At 51.3% G+C, this 17,004-nt stretch carries 15 protein-coding genes; 8 read left to right on the forward strand and 7 right to left on the reverse strand.

Going from position 1 to position 17,004, the window contains the following annotated elements; all coding sequences use genetic code 11:
* Positions 1-521: 521 nt before the first annotated feature.
* Together cmoB and cmoA are read right to left on the reverse strand one after the other, a co-directional pair.
* Positions 522-1,490: a tRNA 5-methoxyuridine(34)/uridine 5-oxyacetic acid(34) synthase CmoB gene (cmoB, locus tag LZ24_RS01050; protein ID WP_144681416.1), complete on the reverse strand. Its 969-nt coding sequence runs from the start codon at positions 1,488-1,490 to the stop codon at positions 522-524.
* The gene (gene cmoA, locus LZ24_RS01055) at positions 1,478-2,224 is read right to left on the reverse strand and encodes a carboxy-S-adenosyl-L-methionine synthase CmoA (RefSeq protein ID WP_144681418.1); all 747 of its coding nucleotides are present in this window, start codon (positions 2,222-2,224) and stop codon (positions 1,478-1,480) included. The genes cmoB and cmoA overlap by 13 nt, the downstream gene beginning before the upstream one ends.
* Between cmoA and LZ24_RS17470 the strand changes: the two genes are divergently transcribed.
* The 6 genes from LZ24_RS17470 to LZ24_RS01080 all read left to right on the forward strand — a co-directional run bounded on the left by LZ24_RS17470 (position 2,223) and on the right by LZ24_RS01080 (position 8,831).
* On the forward strand, positions 2,223-2,411 hold the full coding sequence (locus LZ24_RS17470; RefSeq protein ID WP_222427482.1) for a hypothetical protein: 189 nt from the start codon (positions 2,223-2,225) through the stop codon (positions 2,409-2,411). The genes cmoA and LZ24_RS17470 overlap by 2 nt on opposite strands.
* A gap of 67 nt (positions 2,412-2,478) precedes the next feature.
* Positions 2,479-3,216: a UPF0280 family protein gene (locus LZ24_RS01060; protein ID WP_186442850.1), complete on the forward strand. Its 738-nt coding sequence runs from the start codon at positions 2,479-2,481 to the stop codon at positions 3,214-3,216.
* 199 nt (positions 3,217-3,415) lie between these two features.
* Positions 3,416-3,787 (forward strand): LapA family protein, encoded by a 372-nt coding sequence (locus LZ24_RS01065; protein WP_144681422.1) that lies wholly within the window; start codon positions 3,416-3,418, stop codon positions 3,785-3,787.
* A gap of 123 nt (positions 3,788-3,910) precedes the next feature.
* Entirely contained in the window at positions 3,911-6,538 is a 2,628-nt protein-coding gene (mutS, locus tag LZ24_RS01070; protein ID WP_144681424.1) for a DNA mismatch repair protein MutS, read from the forward strand.
* Between the two features lie 87 nt (positions 6,539-6,625).
* Positions 6,626-8,446, forward strand: coding sequence for an N-acetylmuramoyl-L-alanine amidase (locus LZ24_RS01075; RefSeq protein ID WP_144681426.1), 1,821 nt, complete (start codon positions 6,626-6,628; stop codon positions 8,444-8,446).
* A 52-nt stretch (positions 8,447-8,498) separates the two neighbouring features.
* Positions 8,499-8,831 (forward strand): histidine triad nucleotide-binding protein, encoded by a 333-nt coding sequence (locus tag LZ24_RS01080; RefSeq protein WP_144681428.1) that lies wholly within the window; start codon positions 8,499-8,501, stop codon positions 8,829-8,831.
* 523 nt (positions 8,832-9,354) lie between these two features.
* On the opposite strand, the gene LZ24_RS01085 is transcribed toward LZ24_RS01080, so the two are convergent.
* From LZ24_RS01085 to LZ24_RS01105, 5 genes are all read right to left on the reverse strand, one after another.
* Positions 9,355-9,786 (reverse strand): ACT domain-containing protein, encoded by a 432-nt coding sequence (locus tag LZ24_RS01085; protein ID WP_144681430.1) that lies wholly within the window; start codon positions 9,784-9,786, stop codon positions 9,355-9,357.
* Positions 9,787-9,876: 90 nt separating this feature from the next.
* Positions 9,877-11,178 carry a phenylacetate--CoA ligase family protein gene (locus LZ24_RS01090; protein ID WP_144681432.1) on the reverse strand — a complete coding sequence of 434 codons (1,302 nt, stop codon included), beginning with the start codon at positions 11,176-11,178 and terminating at the stop codon, positions 9,877-9,879.
* 303 nt (positions 11,179-11,481) lie between these two features.
* Positions 11,482-12,273 (reverse strand): enoyl-CoA hydratase/isomerase family protein, encoded by a 792-nt coding sequence (locus tag LZ24_RS01095; RefSeq protein WP_144681434.1) that lies wholly within the window; start codon positions 12,271-12,273, stop codon positions 11,482-11,484.
* 245 nt (positions 12,274-12,518) lie between these two features.
* On the reverse strand, positions 12,519-12,845 hold the full coding sequence (locus tag LZ24_RS01100; RefSeq protein WP_144681436.1) for an AzlD domain-containing protein: 327 nt from the start codon (positions 12,843-12,845) through the stop codon (positions 12,519-12,521).
* Complete coding sequence (locus tag LZ24_RS01105) at positions 12,842-13,558, reverse strand: AzlC family ABC transporter permease (RefSeq protein ID WP_144681438.1); 717 nt, start codon at positions 13,556-13,558, stop codon at positions 12,842-12,844. Before LZ24_RS01105 ends, LZ24_RS01100 begins: the two co-directional genes overlap by 4 nt.
* A 457-nt stretch (positions 13,559-14,015) precedes the next feature.
* On the opposite strand from LZ24_RS01105, the gene fusA reads away from it, so the two are divergent.
* Positions 14,016-16,106, forward strand: coding sequence for an elongation factor G (gene fusA / locus LZ24_RS01110; protein ID WP_144681440.1), 2,091 nt, complete (start codon positions 14,016-14,018; stop codon positions 16,104-16,106).
* A 345-nt stretch (positions 16,107-16,451) separates the two neighbouring features.
* Positions 16,452-16,991, forward strand: a complete 540-nt coding sequence (locus LZ24_RS01115) for a DUF3334 family protein (RefSeq protein WP_144681442.1) — start codon at positions 16,452-16,454, stop codon at positions 16,989-16,991.
* Positions 16,992-17,004: the final 13 nt, after the last annotated feature.

Below are 17,004 nucleotides of genomic sequence, written 5' to 3' on the forward strand. Positions count from 1 at the left end.
TTTGCCCGTGACGCAATCTTATTCGGGAGCTTCTTGCCCTGTGCGGAAGCGGAAAAAACCCCCCGCCACAGGCAGGATGTGCTTATGCATTGCCATAGCAGGCTTAGGCATGCTGCCTTTGTGGCGGCTCAGACAGTTTGCCGCTTCTTTCGCACAGGCCTGCGAAACTCTGATCCGAAACGATTGCAACGTCACTTGCAAATAGTCAGGGTGCCTTGCAACAGTACGAAGCTGCTACAATTACAGCATTGGAATTTCAGAAAAAACTATGCTGAACATCAAAAAAACATCTGATTACCACTGTCTTTCAGTCATAGGCACTTGAAACCATGGAAATTACATGACCAGGTTTTACGATTGTTGACGGGCACCCGTAAAGGGTGCCCCTACAAAACAGGGGGCGTAAAAAATATTCGTCGGGGCAGGCCTTGCGCCTGCCCGTATCAAAGCTCTCTCCATGGGTCTGACAACAACCGGAGCTGCAGGCTGTGACTGAGTCTGGGTAGTAATCAAAAAATATCTCAGGCCCTTGCCAGCAGCACCGCCCGCAAAGGTGCGGGTTCCCCTTCCACGGTTTTTAAGGGGTCTGAAGTATCCAGAAAATCCTCCAGAGATTCATCAAAGGCCCAGTCCGTGCGCCGCTGCTCACAGGTTTTCGTGTAAGCCATATCCACACAGCGGATATCCCTGAAACCCGCATGGCCCAGCCATCTTTTCAGGCAACTGACCGTGGGAAGGAAAAAAATACTGCGCATTTTCGCATAGCGGCCAAGGGGGGTGAGGGATACGGGTTCCTCGCCCCCAATGACCAGCGTTTCTAAAACCAGATCCGCTCCGCCTTTCATATAACGCCGCATATCCTGCAAAAAAGTGACGGGGGATTTTCTGTGATAAAGAACCCCCATACAGAAAACCACATCAAAAAAACCCGGCATCTCCGGGAGGGATTCAAAGCCTGCGGGAAGCATGAAAAGATCCGGGTGGGCAAGGTAGTGCTGAATCAGCTGAAACTGATAATAATAAGGTAAAAAAGGTTCCACGCCTAAGGCCATGGCCGGTTTCCGGGATGCCATGCGGAAAAGATAATATCCGTTGCTGGAGCCGATATCGAGTATCCGTTTGCCTCCAAGCTCAGGCAAAAAGGGTGTTATCCGGTTCCATTTCATCGAAGACCGCCACTCTGTATCCACATCCGCGCCAAAGAGGGAAAAGGGACCTTTGCGCCATGGAATCAATGCTTTCAATACATGGAAAAAATTCCTGCTTTCCTCTTCGGACAAATCACCGGCCCTGCCGATAAAAACACAGTCACCGTCCAGATCCACCAGAGAGGGCTCTGCATCGGGCAGGCCGGCAAAAGCCTCCCTGAGCATGCGGGCCTGGGCGTCGGGACCGGCAAGGCGGGCTTCCAGATCCGCCACAAGGGCAAGGAGGGCCGTACCGTAGGCACCCATACCCAGACGCTCTGCCTCCAGCATCATACGCCGCATTGTTTCTTCTCCTTCACCGCAAGAAAACTTGTGAAGTGAAACCACTTCAGATAGATTTCCACCATGGAAAAACCCGATTTTCCAAGGCGCTCCTGATGGGCTTCCAGGGTTTCAGGAACCAGAACATTCTCCAGAGCTTCCCGCTTGCGGCTGATTTCAAGGGAGGAATAGCCATTGGCCGCCTTGAACCCGTAATAGCTTTCCTGCTGAATATCCGCAAGAAAGGCATTTTTGTGCACCACCTTCTCCGTAAGAAGAAGAATCCCGCCGGGAACAAGGGCCTGATACACCCGCCCGATGATTTCATCCCGCATGGCAAGGGGCAGAAACTGCAGGGTGAGGTTCATCACCACAACGGAAGCCTCTTCCATGGGGGTGGTACTGATATCCTCACAGCAAAGCTGAATACGCCCACTGCCCCTGCGCACGGAAAGCCGTTTTTCATATATTTCCAGCATGGGCTTTGAGTTGTCCACGGCCACCATGGAAAAATCCCTGTCCCCTGCGGCCTCCAGAAAACCCACCCCGAAATTCCCATGGGAACATCCCAGATCATACATCCTTGTTCCGGGCAGATAAAAACGATTTGCCAGTTTCATCTGCAGGGTCAGGGCCTCCCGGTAAAGGGGAACGGATCTGTTGAGCATATCATCAAAAACCGCAGCCACACTGGCATTGAATGCAAAGGGCGATGAGGCCGACTCTTCAGATGTGAAAATGGTATCAACCTCCATGGGGCAAACTCCTCATTTCTGGACAGATGATCATACCAACACAAGCGAAGCTTTTATGAAAAATCTGGCCCTGTCTGTCAATCCCATTGTCGGCCAGCGCATTCCGGGCTATATTGCAATCTCCGTATCCAGCCGGGAACCTGAATGCTGGCTGACCCAAGGCCAGACCAGAAACCCGCAGGCCTGACTTCTTAAGGATTCAGGCGCAACAACCCCAGCAAAGACTTCGGCAAGCCCCTCCGAAAGGAATGTCCATGCACGACCCCTTCCTCAGCCGTCATCACTACCGCCGCCTTATGGCTGCTGCGGATCTTGTCAGCTTCAGGGTCAGTGAAAAGGAAAGTGATCTGCATATACAGGCCTTCCATGATCTTTCCACAACCGCCAGAAAAGAACTTGTGAGACTGCGCCGGGAAATTGGAGAGTATATAGCAAAATACCCGGAATTTCATTCAACCCTGCTCCCATGGCCGGATGACCCAACAGCCCCGGCCCTGATCCGGCAGATGATCCATGCATCACAGACTGCAGGCGTAGGCCCCATGGCCGCCATTGCCGGAACCCTTGCCGAAGCGCTGGGGAAAAAACTGCTGCAGCGTTCCGCAAAAATCATCGTTGAAAATGGAGGAGACCTTTTTGTATGCAGTGATACAGAAGTGACCATCGGTCTTTATGCCGGGGATTCCCCCTTTTCCGGCAGGATTGGCCTGAAAATCCCCCCTCCCCGCAAGGGCATGGGGATATGCACCTCGTCGGGCAGGCTGGGCCACTCCATCAGCTTTGGTAAAGCCGATGCCGCCGTCATCATCAGCAAAGACACCGCTGTGGCCGATGCACTGGCAACGGCCATGGGAAACAAAATACAAAAACCCGAAGATATTGAACCTCTGGTGGAAAAGGCAAAGGATATAAAAGAAATATCTGCCATGGTCCTTGTAAAGGGAGACCGTCTCGGCGTATATGGAGAGATTGAAATGGTGCCATTGCAATGACAGAAAAAACCGCATCCCGCATTTTTATAAAAAATTAGGTTGAATTTAAGTGCTAAAACACGTATCAAAAATATCTGATTCCTTATCTTAAACAGGATTCAGCCCCAGCCTGACACAGTCTTTACAGCCACGAGAATGCCAGTCTGTACTTCATGATAATTTTGAAAGTATTGTTTCTTACCGTGGGAGAAGGAAATCCATGAAACAAATAAAAATCATCCTCACACTGCTCACCCTTGGATTCATAGGACTTCTTGTTTATCAGAACCTTGAATATCTTCTGCAGCCCTATGCCTTTTCCCTTAATTTTTACTTAACAAGCTACACCTTCCCGGAAATTCCCACGGGTTTCTATCTCATTTTCTGTTTTACAGCAGGCTTTCTCATGATGTTCTTAAGCAGCATTGTTATCCGCCTGCGGGCGGCGGCAAGGCTCCGAATGCTCCACAATGAAAATCAGGAACATCTTGAAACCATTGCAGCCCTTCAGGATGAGCTGGCAGGAATGGCCTCTGGCCAGACCGGTCAGAAAACAGCACAGGAAAGTTCTCCTGAATTTGAAAAAGAATAAAAAATTCAGATATCCACTGACTATTATCCAAAAACAGCCATTCCGGCCCGGTGCATACACGCTCCGGGCCGTCTCTGTCCTGAGACGGCAGCACCCACAAAAAAGAAATTCCATCGGAGTCCCATGAGCAGCAAGGCCGCCAACACCCCCATGATGATCCAGTATCAGGAGCTCAAGGCGCAGTACGCAGACTGCATCCTTTTTTACCGTATGGGAGATTTCTATGAAATGTTCCATCAGGATGCCGAAACAGCATCAAGGGTTCTGGACATCACCCTGACGGCAAGGAACAGAAAAGACCCGGATGCCATTCCCATGTGCGGTGTTCCCGTCAAGTCGGCGGACATCTACATTGCAAAGCTGGTACAGAACAACTACAAGGTTGCCATCTGTGAACAGATGGAAGACCCGGCCACGGCCAAAGGCCTTGTGAAAAGGGATGTGGTCCGCGTCCTCACCCCCGGCATGCTGGTGGAAGAACACCTCCTTGACGACAGGGTGAACAACTTCATCGTGGCCATTGCCTTTCAGGGAAAAACCTGGGGCCTTGCCTGTCTGGATCTTTCCACGGCCGTCTTCCGCATGACGGAAACCAGATCCCACACAGCCCTGAGGGATGAACTGGCCCGGATTCAGGCAAAGGAAATCCTTGTACCCGAAGGCTTTGAGCAGGAAGAATCCAATGCCTTTCTGCATCCTCTTTTCAGCAGATCCAGAATCAGCCCGGCTCCCATGGCCGACTTCATGCCCGTGAAGGCCAGAAATCTTCTGCTGGAACAGTTCGGGGTCCGCAGCCTCGACAGCTTTGGTATCCGCCGGGCCGGTGCAGGTGTGGGAGCCGCAGGCGCCCTGCTCCATTACGTAAAGGAAAATCAGAAACAGGATATTGCCCATATCCGGGGCATCCAGCTCTATGCCTTAGACGGTATTCTGCTTTTGGATGACACCACCTTCCGCAACCTTGAAATCACGGAAAACTTAAGGGACAGCACTTCCAGGGGCAGCCTGCTCCAGACCATGGACAAAACCGTCACCTCCATGGGAGCCAGAACCCTCAGGCAGTGGCTGACCTACCCCCTCATGGACACGGAAGCCATAGACAAGCGGCATCAGGCCCTGACACTGGCGCTGGAAACACCCCTTGTCCGGAGACAGATCCGGGAAAAACTGAAAAACATCCATGATCTGGAACGTATTTCCACCCGCATTGTCATGGGCCGCTGCCATGCAAGGGATCTTCTGGCGCTGAAAAACTCCCTGCTCATGCTCCCGGATATTCTGGCCCCCCTTGAAAACTCGCCATCTCCCCTCTTTTCCTTTCACGGAGAAAAGGAAAAACTTCTCAAGCTGGCTGAAACTCTGGATACGGCCATCCGTGAAGATGCACCCGTGCAGATGGATCAGGGGGGCATCATACAAAACGGCTTTCACCAAAAGCTCGATGAACTGATTGCCATGGCAAAGGATGGTAAAAGTTATCTGGCGGGACTGGAAACCAAAGAAAGGGAAGAAACGGGCATCAGCACCCTGAAAGTCCGGTTCAACAGAGTTTTCGGTTATTTCATCGAGGTATCCAAAGCCCAGTCCGCGTCCGTGCCGGATCATTATGTACGCAAACAGACTTTGGTCAATGCGGAGCGCTATATCACCGATGAGCTTAAAACCTTTGAGGATAAGGTCTTAAATGCGCAGGATGAGCAGATCCGCATGGAAATGGCCCTCTTTGAAGCGCTCCGTCAACAGGCCGCCGCCCTGCACAAAGACATCGGTCTTGCCGCAGACTTTCTCGCCCGGGTGGACGTCCTGTTCAGTCTGGCCCGGCTTGCCGAAGAAAAAGGCTATGCAAGACCAGAGATGACAACAGACGGGGTCATTGATATTCAGGACGGACGGCACCCCGTTGTGGAGTGCATGCTTCAAAACAGCCGCTATGTCCCCAACTCCATTCATATGGACAATACAAAATCCCAGGTACTCATCATCACCGGTCCCAACATGGCGGGTAAATCCACAGTACTCCGTCAGGTGGCCCTCATTGTGCTCATGGCACAGATGGGAAGCTTTGTTCCGGCTGCATCGGCTAAAATATCTGTCACAGACCGTATTTTCACCCGGGTGGGGGCCTCGGACAATCTGGCCGAAGGCCAGTCCACCTTTATGGTGGAAATGGAGGAAGCCGCCAACATTCTTCACAATGCCACACCGGAAAGCCTTGTCATCATGGATGAAATCGGCCGGGGCACCAGCACCTTCGACGGACTCAGCATTGCATGGTCCGTGGCGGAATACCTCCACAACCTAAAAAAAAAAGGCGTAAAAACCCTCTTTGCCACCCATTACCATGAAATGACAAGACTGGCCGACAGCCTTCCGAGGGTAAAAAATTTCAGTGTGGCCGTGCGGGAATGGGAGGATAACATTATTTTTCTCCACAGGCTGATTCAGGGCGGTGCCAACAGAAGTTATGGAATTCAGGTTGCAAAACTTGCCGGACTTCCGGATTCTGTGATACATCGTGCAGGCGGTCTTCTTGCACGGGTGGAAAACGGCCATGCCCTGTGGGAAGAAGATGCAGGGTCACCGGAAGATGGGACAGCACCGGATCAGCCCCGGCAGCTCCCTTTGTTTCCGGGACCGGAAAAAGTCATTGTCCAGACCCTGAAGGAAACGGACCTCAACACCATGACGCCCCTTGAGGCCATGAATTTTCTTGCCAGACTGAAGGAAAAAGCGATGGATACGGATCTTTAGAAGTATCTGACCCAGGCAACGGGCAAGATCATCCGCTAATCTTCCGGCTGTACACAGGCAGGCAGACATAAAGGAAACAGGATACCCATGGTTCTTCCAACATACCGGATCAGGGTTCATAGAAATATCAGCCCCCCTTGCAGGGGAAAAAAAGCGATGCGGATTCCTGTTTTATGTATTCTCATTGCCTGCCTGTTCTTTTCATGTTTTCCTGCATGGGCGGGTTCCGTCCGCGACCTTTACCTTCGGGCAGACCGCGACTTTCAGGAACTTCAGAAAAATACCGAAAGGCGTAAATTCCGGGCGAACTGGGAAAAAGTTGCAGACGCCTTTGAGAGTGCCTATATGCAGGATCCCCAGAATGCATGGGCACCGGCCTCCCTGTACAGGGCTGGGGAAGTGTATCTTGGACTCTCCCACTTTTCAGGCCGAAGCAGTGATAAGGAAAAAGCCATAGAGCTTTTCCGGCGGGTTTTCCACGAGTGCCCCAAAAGCCGTTACAAATTCAGAGCCGAAGGTATGCTCAGAGAGCTTGGAGCCCCTCTTCAGGCACCGCCGCCACCACGACCCGTCATTCAGGCTGAATCAAAACCGCAACCACCCCTTAAAACTGCCCGGTCCACAAGGCCGGATGAAGCCCCCCCTGCGGAAAGCAGCCTGCCTGCCCCCCCCATACCCGCACTGCCCGTTCCGGATGCAGGCATACAGATCATGCCAGTGATTGAAAAAACAAAAACCCCATCCCCGCAGAATGCGGAAGATATCTCCCACCTTGGCATGATACAGGGTGTCCGCTACCAGACCCACGCCAACCGGACGCGCATTGTTGTGGATTCGGACAGGGAGTTGGCCTACACCTTTAACGACCTGAATCGAGACAGGGAAAGGGGTTTGCCTCCAAGGGTATATGTGGATTTCAAACAGAGCACGCTAAAAGAGGATATCCCTCCCTCAACACAGATCAATGATCCCCAGGTCAAGGCCTTCAGGATAGCCCGGAATACAAAGGAAAAGGTGCGCCTTGTCATGGATCTGGACCAGACAAGGGATTTCAAGGTTTTTCAGCTTTTTGATCCCTACAGAACCGTCATCGACATCTGGGGCGAAACCGGTTCCACAGAACGAACGGCACTGGCAGCCAGCCTGCCGCCCGCGGCCCTTCCTCCTGTTGCAACAACCCCCCCCAGTGCCAGTGCCATCCGCCGCCAGCTGGCTCTGGGGGTTCACCGCATTGTCATTGATCCGGGGCATGGCGGTAAAGATCCCGGAGCCATAGGATATCAACGGGGAGTTCTTGAAAAGGACATCAATCTCCAGATATCAAAAATCCTTGCGGATAAACTCCGAAAAGAGCTCAATTGCGAGGTTATCCTTACAAGGGACAGCGATGTCTATCTCAGCCTTGAGGAACGCACCCGGTTTGCCAATCAGCACAAGGCGGACCTTTTTCTTTCCATCCACACCAATGCAGCCATGAACCGAAACGCCCACGGCATTGAAACCTATTTTCTCAATCTGGCCACGGACGAGGAATCCATTGCCGTTGCCGCAAGGGAAAATGCCACCTCCACCAAAAACATCAGTGATCTTCAGACCATCCTGAACGACCTGATGCAGAATGCCAAAATTAATGAGTCCAGCAGGCTGGCCTCCTATGTTCAGCGGGGCATGGTGGACAGCGTGAAACCCCACTACAGCAACATCAGGGACAATGGTGTCAAGCAGGCTCCCTTTTATGTCCTTCTGGGCGCACAGATGCCTTCCATTCTCATTGAAGCAGGCTTCATCACCAACCCCAGGGAGTGTCAGAGACTGACCACCCCCCAGTACCAGAACCGCATCGCCGACGGCATTGTGGAAGGAATACGGCGCTACATTCAGGAACACTTTCCCCAAAACACCCCCTGATCAGGCAGAGTCATTCTTAAAATAGCATTCATTCTGATAAAGGAGCTCTTACATGGAAGACTGCATTTTCTGTAAAATCATCCGCAGGGAAATCCCTTCGGAATTTCTCATGGAAACCGAAGACCTCGTTGTTTTTCGGGATATCAATCCCAAAGCGCCGGTGCATCTGCTCATCGTGCCCAAGGTGCATATCCGCAGCATCAATCAGCTTGAGGAAAACCATGGCCCCCTTGTGGGGAGACTCTTTCTTGCTGCAAAGGAAATGGCTTTAAGGGAAGGCATCAGTACCAGCGGGTACAAGCTGCAGTTCAACGTTGAAAAAGGCGGGGGGCAGGAAGTTTTTCACCTGCATCTGCACCTTATCGGTGGCTGGAAAAAAAGATAAAAAAAACGGTAATTACTCAGCACAGTTTATTCCGAACTGCCAATGCTGTAGTTGCAGCAGCTTCATACTGTTGCAGGCCCCGTGGCTATTTGCAAGTGACATTGCAATCGTTTCGGATTCCGGCACTCAAGCCAAAAACCTAAAGTCTACTACAAGAAAAATAAGCTTTTTCAGGCTTGAGTGCCGGAGTGCTATAAAAGCGGCAAACTGTCTGAGCCGCCACAAGGCAGCGTACAAGGCCTGCCATGGTAATCAAAAAGCTTATCCTGCCTGTGGCGGGGAGGTTTTGCCGCCTCCGCACAGGACAAGAAACTCCCGAATCCGGCACTCAAGATCCATAGGCTTTTTTGCTCCCGTAAAGGGCTTGGGTTTTTCAGCTTGAGTGCCGGATTGCGTCACGGGCAAATTGCCTGGGGCCTGTGCATCTGTCTTGCAGATATACTACTTGAAAAACTGCGCTGAACAGCTACAAAAAACGCTCCTTTTTTACCATAAAAAGGAGCGTTTCAAAGACAAAACTGAACTACATGGAATAAAGACGTTTCCCGGGCACCACGGTCATTCCCCTTGCCGAAAGATGGGTAATGGCCGTATCCACATCATCAAAACGGAAAATCATCACGGCCCTGTCACTGTTCTGCTGCACAAAGGCATACATATATTCCACATTGATATTTTTTTCCCTCAGCACCTCAAGGATATCATGCAGCCCACCGGGAGTATCCATGACTTCCACGGCCACAACCTCGGTTTTCCCAACTGTAAACCCGGCTTTTTTCAGTATCAGATCCGTCTTCTGCGTATCATCCACAATCATGCGTAAAACACCGAAATCCGCAGTGTCCGCCAAAGACAGGGCCCGTATGTTCACGCCGTGCTCCTTGAGGATGGCTGTTACTTCTGCAAGACGTCCCGCCTTATTTTCCATAAAAATAGAAATCTGCTCCACCTTCATCAGCTATCCTCCTTGTCGCCGTGGTGATTGATCATGAAGTCCGCAATGCTTCTGTTCAGCCCAATTCTTTCAGTCAGAGGGATCTTAACTTCATAAACGCCGATGATCAATAACCCGAACAGCCTTTCCTTCACTTCTGGCAATGCTCTTGGGTTCCACAAGGCGGACTTTTGCTGAAATTCCAAGGTATTCCTTTATATTTTTTGCTATCATTCTTTCCAGATTCTGCAACCCCCGCACCTCATCGGTAAAGAGTTTCTGGCTGATTTCTACCTTGACGGTAAGAATATCCAGACTGTCCTCCCTGTGCACTTCAAGCTGGTAGTGGGGTTCCACCTCGGAAATCATCATGAGAACCGACTCGATCTGTGAGGGGAAAACATTGACCCCCCGGATGATGAGCATGTCGTCGGTCCGCCCGGACACCTTTTCCATGCGCACCATGGTACGGCCACAGATACAGGGCTCGGCCACAAGTCTTGTGATATCCCTTGTCCTGTAACGGATGACAGGGAAAGCCTCTTTGGTGATGGACGTGAACACCAGCTCACCCACCTCACCCAAGGGAAGACGCTTACCCGTTTCAGGGTCAATGATCTCCGGAATGAAATGATCCTCAAAAATATGCAGACCGGCCTTGGCCTCATGGCATTCCACGGCCACACCCGGCCCCATGACCTCGCTCAGACCATAAATGTCCACGGCGGAAAGCCCCAGATCCCCTTCAATCTGACGCCGCATGGCCTCGCTCCATGGCTCTGCTCCAAAAATACCATGGCGGAAATGCAGCTCCCTGAAATCCACGCCCATTTCCCTTGCCACTTCGGCCAGATGCAGGGTGTAGGAGGGGGTTGCCGTCAGGATGGAGGGACCGAAATCCTTCATGATCGTAATCTGTCGCTTGGTATTGCCACCGGATACGGGAATCACCGTTGCCCCCAGTTTTTCAGCACCATAATGCACACCAAGGCCTCCGGTGAAAAGACCATAACCATAGGCATTGTGAATAATATCCCCCCGCTTTGCGCCACCGGCGGTGAGGGCTCTGGCCATGAGACTGGCCCAGGTGTCAATATCCCTTGCCGTATACCCCACCACCGTAGGCTTGCCCGTTGTTCCGGAAGAGGCATGGATACGCACCACATTTTCCTTGGGCACGGCAAAAAGGCCAAAGGGATAATTGTCCCGCAGATCCTGTTTTATCAGAAAAGGAAGCTTCTCCATATCATCGAGACAGCGGATATCCGAAGGCGTGACCCCGAACTCCCGGAAGCGGTCCCTGTAAAAGGGAACCGTTGCATAGGCGCGCTGCAGGGTCGCCTGAAGACGTTTCAGCTGTATGGCTTCCAGGGCTTCCCTGGGAAGGGTTTCAAACTCCATATCATAAATCATCGGCTTTTCTCCTTATTGTCGTACACCGGGGAAGAATGAATCCCATACAAAAAAAGCTGCGGGAGCAATCCTCCCACAGCCTTGTTGTCATTCCGGTTCCATGGGGACGCTTTCAACGGAGTCCGTCTGCCCACTGGAAGGTGACCGAACATTAAACGGTCAGTTTCACTTTTTCATGGGCAGACTGACAAAAAAAATAGCCTGCCCGATAATATATTCGATCCTGCATCCTTCCCTCCGGATAAAATTCAGCGCAGAATGTACCGGGAAGCCACTTTCTTGTCAAGGCCCATGTCCATATTATCAACCCTTCAGCCCCGCCGTAAAATTCGGCTTGCGTTTTTCAAGGAAAGCCGTGGTTCCTTCTTTGGCATCCGGGCTGGCCATGCACAGGGCAAAGGCATCGATTTCCATGCGGCAGGCCGTGGCCAGATCCACATCCATTCCCGCATTCACCACGGCCTTGGCCGCACGCAGGGATACCCTTCCTTTGGCTGCGATGCCCTTGGCTGTTTTTCTTACGGCATCCATCAGTTCTTCGGGCTTTACCAGCCTGTTGACCATACCCAGGGCCAGCGCCTCTTCCGCAGACAGCATCTTCCCTGTAAAAATCATCTCCTTAGCCATATTTTTACCCACAAGACGGGGCAGGCGCTGGGTACCTCCGAAACCGGGGATAATGCCAAGGGTAATTTCAGGCAGCCCGAATTTGGCCGCTTCGGACGCATAGATAAAATCACAGGCAAGGGCCATTTCACTACCGCCACCGAGGGCAAAACCATTCACCGCAGCAATGACGGGGATGGAAAGATTCTGCAGTTTCCCTATGGCATCGTGGCCCAGCTGACAGAAAAAACGGGCATCCAGCGGTCCGAGGGTTGCCAGTTCGGAAATATCCGCACCCGCAACAAAGGCCTTGTCACCACTGCCCGTCAAAATGAGGACACGTACATTTTCATCCTGATCAATGGCATCCAGGCAATGGGCAAACTCCTGAAGCAGTGCCGCATTCAGGGCATTGAGTGCCTTGGGCCGATTAAAGGTCAGGGTTGCGATTCCATCTGCGTAATCATAAACAATGTTTTCATACTGCATGACTTCCTCCTTTGTGCTGTTGAAAACAGCACCTTGACGGGCAACAGATTTTCATTTAGTTAATCTTCATTTACCGCTGACTGAATCCAGCTTCAATGCATAGCAAAAAAAATGTCCGAATCAAACAGGAAAGAGTCGATTCGTCCATTTCATCGTGCCAGTTGCAGTGAATGGCAGGCCACCACATCACGACGTCTGCCACAGGATCACTGGCAGTGGTTCAGAACTTTCCCGAGCTATGTAACCTAAAACCATCCTGTTTTTCCCGCCAGCCAGAACATGACCATACCCGCCACCAGAGTCACGCCCAGAGACCGTGTCCACAGGGCCACCAGCAGTGTAGGAAAAGCAACGGCCAGCTCAGGCCGTGTGAAGCTGAGTACCCTGGGTTCTCCGGCGGTAATGAGATAGGGGACGAGAAGCGCTGCAAGGATGGACACGGGAATCAGATCCAGCCACTCCACAAGCAAAGCTGGCATTTTTCTCCGGCTAAGAAAAAAAAGGGGAATCCATCTGGGGACAAAACTCACAAGCCCCATCCCCATAACCAGAATCATATATTCAGCACTCATCGCTCTTCCCTCACCTGTTCCCCCGAAATCCGGGCCATACGTTTAAGCAAAAGCCCCGTGGTGGCACCCGTAACGGCACCCACCACAATAAATGCATTTCCGGGAATCCACAGGGCTGCCAGCGTACCGGCAAAGGCTGCTGCAAGGCCTGCAATGAGGTAGATAAAGCCATTCAACTGAAATACCAGAAGGCAGATAAACATGGCAATCATGGCATAATCAATACCAAAGGCAGATGGTGCAATGAAACGGCCGAAAATCCCCCCCAGCACCGTACTGCCTACCCATGCGGCATAGGCCAGAAAACTGGCCACAATGGCAGCACCCAGAGGCCAGGCCCCCGACTTCAGACGGCTGGTATTCACCGCAAATGTTTCGTCCACGATAAAACAGGCAAGAAGACTCAGACGTCTGCGGGGCTGCCCCCTGTACCAGACGGCAAGGGATGAGGACATGAGCAGATGGCGCAGATTCACCATAAAGGTGGTCATGATCACGGCAAGTACGGATGCTCCCGCATCAATCATGGATACGGCGATAAATTGCCCGGATCCTGCAAAGACGAGGGAAGACATGAAAAAAATATGCATACCGGAAAGACCTGCCTTTTCCGCCAGTACGCCAAAGGCAAGCCCCAGCGGAAAATACCCCACACATATGGGCCATATGGCCTTTGCTCCCGCAACAAAGCTTCCTTCTTTGGTACCCTGCATGTCTTTCCCCAAATTGAAGATAAAGGAATCCTCTACTCCTGAAACACGACTGCCCCAGAAGCAAAAAGTTCAGCAGTCTAAAAAAAAGCCCCTGACAAGTCAAACAGGGGCTGCATGGTTTCAATCAAAAAAATATTTGACACAACAGGATATTGCAATTAAAATACACTGATTTTGTTTTAAGGTCATCTTTCTCCTTAAAGCTCTTAAATGGGAGGACGATGATTTTTTTATGGTTTCGAACCCCCCCTCAAAACCGGCATGAAAATTTCGGTACGGGCGGTTCTTGAATTACCGCTTTCGTGTCAGGTTTCTTTGTTTCATTCCGGATCATCCTTAATGAAATCCAAACAGAACAACTGTATCCTGGCCACAAATTACGATGATGGTTCTGCCCGATGGGACAGATGCCATGATCAAACAACCTTATATTTTGCTTTTCAAGGATTCGGTAAAAATGAAATACGATATCCAGAAAGTCCGGAACATCGGCATCAGCGCCCACATTGACTCCGGTAAGACCACCCTTTCCGAGCGCATTCTGTACTTTACCAAAAGAATTCACGCCATTCATGACGTCAAAGGCAAGGATGGCGTCGGTGCTACCATGGACTCCATGGAACTGGAGCGTGAACGTGGTATCACCATTGCATCCGCTGCCACCTTCTGTGAGTGGAAAGGCCACGACATCAACCTCATTGACACACCGGGCCATGTGGACTTCACCATTGAGGTGGAACGTTCTCTCCGGGTTCTGGATGGTGCCATCCTTGTTCTCTGCTCCGTGGGCGGTGTTCAGTCCCAGTCCATTACCGTGGACCAGCAGATGAAACGCTACAACGTACCCTGCATCGCATTTGTCAATAAATGCGACCGTACCGGTGCCAGCCCCGACCGTGTCATCTCCCAGCTCAGGGAAAAACTGGGACACAATGCCTGGGCCATGCAGATTCCCGTGGGTCTTGAAAACGATCATATCGGCGTTGTGGATCTCATCACCATGAAGGCTTTCTATTTTGATGGAGACAGTGGCGATGACATCCGTGAGGAAGAAATCCCTGCGGATCTTCTGGAAAAAGCAAAAGAGAAACGCGATGAACTCATTGATGCAGCCTCCCTTTTTTCCGATGAGCTGACCGAAGTCATTCTTGAGGAAGGCGAAGTCACAAATAAAATGTTGATGGAAGCCATCCGCCAAGGTACCCTGTTGCGCCAGATGACCCCTGTTTTCATGGGATCTGCCTATAAAAACAAAGGTGTGCAGCTCCTTCTGGATGCCGTCACCACCCTGCTGCCCGCGCCTCCCGATGTCAGCAATGAGGCCCTTGATCTGGACAATGCAGAAGAACCCATTGTTCTTGCATCCGAAACGGAAAAACCCGTTGTGGCCCTGGCCTTTAAACTGGAAGACGGCGCCTATGGTCAGCTGACTTACCTTCGTGTCTATCAGGGCATACTGGAAAAGGGCTCCACGGTCATCAACGTGCGTACCGGTAAAAAAATCAAGGTGGGGCGCCTTGTACGTATGCATGCGGATCAGATGGAAGAAATCGACAAGGTTCCTGCCGGCATGATCGGTGCCATTTTCGGTGTGGACTGTGCGTCAGGGGATACCTTTGCCGATCCTTCCCTCAACGTTTCCCTGACATCCATGTTTGTTCCCAAGCCTGTTATCTCCCTGTCCATTATTCCCAAGGATAACAAGGCCCAGATCAACATGTCCAAGGCCCTGAACCGTTTCACCAAGGAAGATCCCACCTTCAACACCTTTGTGGATGAGGAAACCAATGAAACCATCATCGAGGGCATGGGCGAGCTTCACCTTGAAGTGTATGTTGAACGCATGAAGCGGGAGTACAAGGCGGAAGTGGAAACGGGCAAGCCCCGTGTTGCCTACCGTGAAACCATCCTGCAGAAAGCAGAATTCAACTACACCCACAGAAAACAGACCGGTGGTGCCGGTCAGTATGGTCGTGTGGCCGGCTATCTGGAGCCTCTGGAAGAGGGTGAATTCGAATTTGTCAACAATGTTACTGGCGGTGCTATCCCCACCAACTTCATTCCCGCCTGTGAAAAGGGTTTCAAAGCCTGCATGGATAAAGGACCTTCTCTGGAATTCCCCGTTACCGGCGTCCGGGTTGTCATCAACGACGGTGCCTCCCATGCGGTGGATTCTTCTGAAATGGCCTTCCAGGCAGCAGCCCGCGGAGCCTTCCTTGAAGGCTACGCTAAAGCCAAACCCACGGTGCTGGAACCCATCATGAAGGTGGTTGTGGAGACTCCCAGCGAGTTCCAGGGTAACGTGATGGGAACCATCAACCAGCGCCGGGGCATGATTGTAGGTTCTTCCGATGAAGGTCCCATGTCCATCATTGAAGCCCAGGTTCCTCTGGCTGAAATGTTCGGCTACTCCACGGTTCTCCGTTCCGGAACCCAGGGCAAGGCCCAGTTCACCATGGAATTTGCCACCTACCGTCAGGTTCCTGTATCCGTTATGGATGACATCCGTAAAGAAGTGGAAGAGCTGAAGAAAAAAAGAGGCAAATAGTATCAGAACAAAAACCGGAGGGGATTACGCATCCTCTTCCGGTTGATCTGCCTGCATATGTCTGCCTGTCCTCCCCTTGCCGGGAAGGACAGGCAGTGCCTCAGGTCCGGCCATGCCGCGGACCTTTTTTTATACGCAAAAAATTTTAACGGCCACCCGCAGGCTCTGATAAGGTTGAAAAAAATCCTGCTATATTTTTCTTTTTCCTGTTTTTCCTTGGAAACCCATGCCTTCTTACGTTATGATCCCCTACATTTGATTTTTACCTGAAGGATTCAGTTCATCTGTTAAAACAGGATTCAGACAGATACCAGTCTCCACAAAACCCGGGAAAGGAAATCCTTTATGGATACGGAAAAAAATCTTTCCACCATTGATCAGATAGCCCTCATACTCTGCAAAGCAACCCGCCATGTACTGGAATCCAGTACCAAACTTCCCATCAAATACTCCACAACCTTTCAGGAAATCCCCAAGGTTACCATGAAGCCCGAAATCGGCTGTTTTGTACAGTTTACGGGAGACTACAATGGCCTTGTGGTCATGAATTTTTCTGCGGACGCTTCCATGGAGCTTTACGGCAAGTACATGACCCGTATGGGAATTCCCGAAGATGAGCTGGCAAGGGATTACACCTCCAACGAGGTGGCGGACAGCATCGGTGAGATGACCAATCAGATCATGGGGCTTCTCATGCGTACGGTGGAAGACAAGTTTCAGCTTTCAAGTTTCTGCGGTCAGCCCAAGGCGCTGGCCCTTAACTCCGCCATTACCCTCATTCTGGACTGCGATTACAGAGACAACCGCCGCATGGTTTTCCATGTGGATGGTAAAAAGTTTCATATTGAACTGGCACTGGAAAAAACCGAATTCATAAAAACCTGAAAAAAAACGGAAT

The sequence above is a fragment of the Desulfobotulus alkaliphilus genome (genome assembly GCF_007830435.1).
GTDB lineage: Bacteria > Desulfobacterota > Desulfobacteria > Desulfobacterales > ASO4-4 > Desulfobotulus > Desulfobotulus alkaliphilus.

Excerpts from the sequence above, each read along its gene's own strand:
- cmoB (WP_144681416.1), bottom strand. The coding sequence starts at position 1,490 with ATGCGGCGTATGATGCTGGAGGCAGAGCGTCTGGGTATGGGTGCCTAC.
- LZ24_RS17470 (WP_222427482.1), top strand. The coding sequence starts at position 2,223 with ATGGGGCAAACTCCTCATTTCTGGACAGATGATCATACCAACACAAGC.
- cmoA (WP_144681418.1), bottom strand. The coding sequence starts at position 2,224 with ATGGAGGTTGATACCATTTTCACATCTGAAGAGTCGGCCTCATCGCCC.
- LZ24_RS01060 (WP_186442850.1), top strand. The coding sequence starts at position 2,479 with ATGCACGACCCCTTCCTCAGCCGTCATCACTACCGCCGCCTTATGGCT.
- LZ24_RS01065 (WP_144681422.1), top strand. The coding sequence starts at position 3,416 with ATGAAACAAATAAAAATCATCCTCACACTGCTCACCCTTGGATTCATA.
- mutS (WP_144681424.1), top strand. The coding sequence starts at position 3,911 with ATGAGCAGCAAGGCCGCCAACACCCCCATGATGATCCAGTATCAGGAG.
- LZ24_RS01075 (WP_144681426.1), top strand. The coding sequence starts at position 6,626 with ATGGTTCTTCCAACATACCGGATCAGGGTTCATAGAAATATCAGCCCC.
- LZ24_RS01080 (WP_144681428.1), top strand. The coding sequence starts at position 8,499 with ATGGAAGACTGCATTTTCTGTAAAATCATCCGCAGGGAAATCCCTTCG.
- LZ24_RS01085 (WP_144681430.1), bottom strand. The coding sequence starts at position 9,786 with ATGAAGGTGGAGCAGATTTCTATTTTTATGGAAAATAAGGCGGGACGT.
- LZ24_RS01090 (WP_144681432.1), bottom strand. The coding sequence starts at position 11,178 with ATGATTTATGATATGGAGTTTGAAACCCTTCCCAGGGAAGCCCTGGAA.
- LZ24_RS01095 (WP_144681434.1), bottom strand. The coding sequence starts at position 12,273 with ATGCAGTATGAAAACATTGTTTATGATTACGCAGATGGAATCGCAACC.
- LZ24_RS01100 (WP_144681436.1), bottom strand. The coding sequence starts at position 12,845 with ATGAGTGCTGAATATATGATTCTGGTTATGGGGATGGGGCTTGTGAGT.
- LZ24_RS01105 (WP_144681438.1), bottom strand. The coding sequence starts at position 13,558 with ATGCAGGGTACCAAAGAAGGAAGCTTTGTTGCGGGAGCAAAGGCCATA.
- fusA (WP_144681440.1), top strand. The coding sequence starts at position 14,016 with ATGAAATACGATATCCAGAAAGTCCGGAACATCGGCATCAGCGCCCAC.
- LZ24_RS01115 (WP_144681442.1), top strand. The coding sequence starts at position 16,452 with ATGGATACGGAAAAAAATCTTTCCACCATTGATCAGATAGCCCTCATA.